The 2,878-nt window shown below is 63.9% G+C and carries 3 protein-coding genes; all 3 read left to right on the plus strand.

The annotated features are described in order from the left end of the window. The coding region (locus LQV45_RS23725; RefSeq protein WP_230009090.1) for an ADP-ribosylglycohydrolase family protein at positions 1–689 on the plus strand (689 nt) is incomplete at its 5' end. A gap of 101 nt (positions 690–790) precedes the next feature. Further along, positions 791–2,380, plus strand: coding sequence for a nuclease-related domain-containing DEAD/DEAH box helicase (locus LQV45_RS23730; RefSeq protein WP_230009091.1), 1,590 nt, complete (start codon positions 791–793; stop codon positions 2,378–2,380). Between the two features lie 85 nt (positions 2,381–2,465). After that, positions 2,466–2,878: hypothetical protein (locus LQV45_RS23735; protein ID WP_230009092.1), on the plus strand; the 413-nt coding region annotated here is incomplete at its 3' end.

Below are 2,878 nucleotides of genomic sequence, written 5' to 3' on the forward strand. Positions count from 1 at the left end.
CCTTGGAGGAGGCGGTCCGCGGCGGCCGCGACACCGATACTGTTGCCGCCATTGCGGGAGGCCTGCTGGGTGCTGCCTACGGCTACACGGCGGTGCCTTTCGAGTGGCGGAGGCGCCTGCACGGATGGCCCGGGCTGCGGGCCCGCGACCTCATGATGCTTGGCATGGAGCTGGGCCGCGGCGAGGGCCGCCGGCCCGGATCCTGGCCGCGTGCCGAGCATCAGGACTACACGATGTGGAGCCGCACCGATGCGCTGGTCCAGCACCCGCACGACGACGGCGTCTGGCTGGGCGGTGTCGGTTCGCTCGGGCGGGTGGCCGAGCTGGAGATCGACGCGGTCGTGTCGCTGTGCCGGTTGGGGACTTCGGATGTAGCGAGTGTGGCGCCGGAAGACCATGCCACGTTCTGGGTTGTCGACTCGCCCGTTGAGGAGGACAACGCGCACGCCGCGTTTGTGCTGGGCGACGCGGCAGCCGCCGTCGAACGCTTCCGCGCGGAGGGCAAGACGGTGCTGTTGCACTGCGTCCGGGCCGAGTCCAGGACGCCTACCGTGGCGGCGCTGTACGGGGCTCGGGCGGCGGAGATTTCGCCGCTGCGGGCGCTGGAGGATCTGCGGTACGTGTTGCCCGAGGCGCGCCCTAATGGGTTGTTCATGGAAGTCCTCAGCAACAACACTGGCGCGTCATAGGATTGGGCCAAATGGGGGATTTATTCGACGCGTTTTCGACGCGGCAGTGAGAGGCAGCTGTGAAGTGCATTCCGGAGGAACCTGAATTCAGCGATGGCCAGATGGCCGAGAAGGTCCTTTGGGACGCGCTCAAGAAAAGCCTTCCTGATGACGCGGTCTTGGCCCACTCGGTTCAGGTCCGGAACGGACGGGCGGAACATGAGATCGACATCTTGGTCCTGTGGCCCGGCGTCGGCATGGCCGCCATCGAGGTAAAGGGCGGTCTGGTCAGCGTCGACAACGGGCAGTGGTACCAGTCGGACAAGTCCGGTAAACGCAAGATTCTGAGTCCCGTGGTTCAGTCCCAGGGGTCGCTGCATGCCTTCAAGAACTGGGTTGGCGACCAGCTGGGCACCCCGCTGACCAGCCGCTTCGCCTATATGGCTGCGCTCCCCTACACTCCTGTGCCTCAAGACTGGGAGATGGCGGGCTGCCCACGCACGCTGGTACTCGACCAGAACGACGTCGTATCTCCGGCTGATTTGGTCCGCACAGCGATTGAGCGCGAAGGTGGCGGCGCCTCGCGGCTGGCCCCGGCGTATATGGAACGCATTGTCCGCCGGCTGGAAGGTACCCTCGGCTCCGGTTCCGAGGGGTCACGCGACCCCAAGGAACTGGAAGATGCTCAGGATCATCTCACCCAGCGGCAGTCCATCCTGTTGCAGGCTACTCGTTCACTCCCCCGGATCAGATTCACCGGCGGAGCCGGCAGCGGTAAGACGTGGCTGGCCGTGGAAAAGGCACGGATGCTGTGCAAACAGGGCAAGCGGGTGGGCCTCTTCAGCTACAACAAGGGTCTCAGCCAGTATCTGCAGGACCGGGTGTCGGGCTGGCACCATCTCAAGCCGGCTTTCACCGGCGAATTCCACGACTACGCCCGCCGGCTCGGGGTGCCGGACGGGAAGGGTTCCTCCTATTTCGAGGAAGAACTGCCTCAGCTGCTCAAGGATCTCGCGGTCGACCTGCAGCCGAACCAACGGCTGGATGCCGTCGTCGTCGATGAAGCCCAGGATTTCGCCCCGCTATGGTGGGAAGCGCTGCTTGCCACCACCACGGACGACGCCGAGATCTACGCCTTTCTGGATGATCACCAGGACGTCTACCGGCGCTGGGGCAGCCCGTCCACCGATGGCTCGAGCCCCCTCGAGGACTTGGTGACAATCCACATCGACGAAAACCTCCGCAACACACGGACCGTTCTGCCCGTTCGGCGAGTTCAATGCGCCACCGAAGACGCCCTCGACGTAGCGGGCGACTGCATCGATGCCCTGATCGACGAGGGCTGGGCGAACAACCAGATCGCGATGCTCACCACCAAGGACCGGCATCCCATCCATCAGGGCTACTTTGACCGGGATGCCACCGCCGAATACTGGCGCGAGTTCCATGCCAACGACGGCGAGTTTTACGGCCACGTCCTGGGGTTCAAGGGCTTGGAGCGCTCCGTAGTGGTTCTGTGCGTCAACGGCTTCAAGGACCTTGGCCGCGCCGCGGAGCAGCTCTATGTTGGGCTGTCCCGGGCGCGGAGCCTGCTGGTCATTGTCGGAGACTCTGACCTGCTGGAACAAGGTGGCGGACGGGACTTGAAAACCGCACTGTCCCGGGCCGAGGCATGGGTGCCCGCCGGCGTCGGCGTCTTGAGAAACGACTGACTCCCGAGGGCAGACAATGCCAGTTGGGTGCGTCAGACTTTAAGCAGCGGGGGCCGCCCCGTCTGATACAAATTCTGAGGGATCCATGGGAGAACCGGCACAGGTCACCGACAACTACGTCCAGTTCATCGCCCGGCTTGACGCCGCCACCGAGAATCTCAATAACCGGCGTCAGTCGCTGAGCAAGTCAGTCGCGATCCTCACCCTGCTCAGGGATCAGAACCTCGCCGGCATGGAGTCGTGGGAGCAGCGGCGGGCCAAGACCAGCAAGTTACTTGTGGAGCACTCCCAAGGGCCGGAAGTGGAATCCCTCAGGGAACTCCTGGAGGTCGCACTCCGGATGCAACCGATGTTCCGCAACCGAACCGAACGGATCGGGCACCGGCTAGAGCTGCTCCGAAAACGGTCCGACGAACTCACAAAATCGCTTGTGGCACTTAAGATGAGCAAGGCCAAGCTGGAGTCCTCCAGAATGCTTGCGCAGGAGCGGGATAATTT

Source organism: Microbacterium sp. Bi128 (assembly GCF_918698205.1).

Bases quoted from the DNA above. Each gene is read 5' to 3' on its own strand.
- LQV45_RS23730 (WP_230009091.1), top strand. From the start codon at position 791: ATGGCCGAGAAGGTCCTTTGGGACGCGCTCAAGAAAAGCCTTCCTGAT.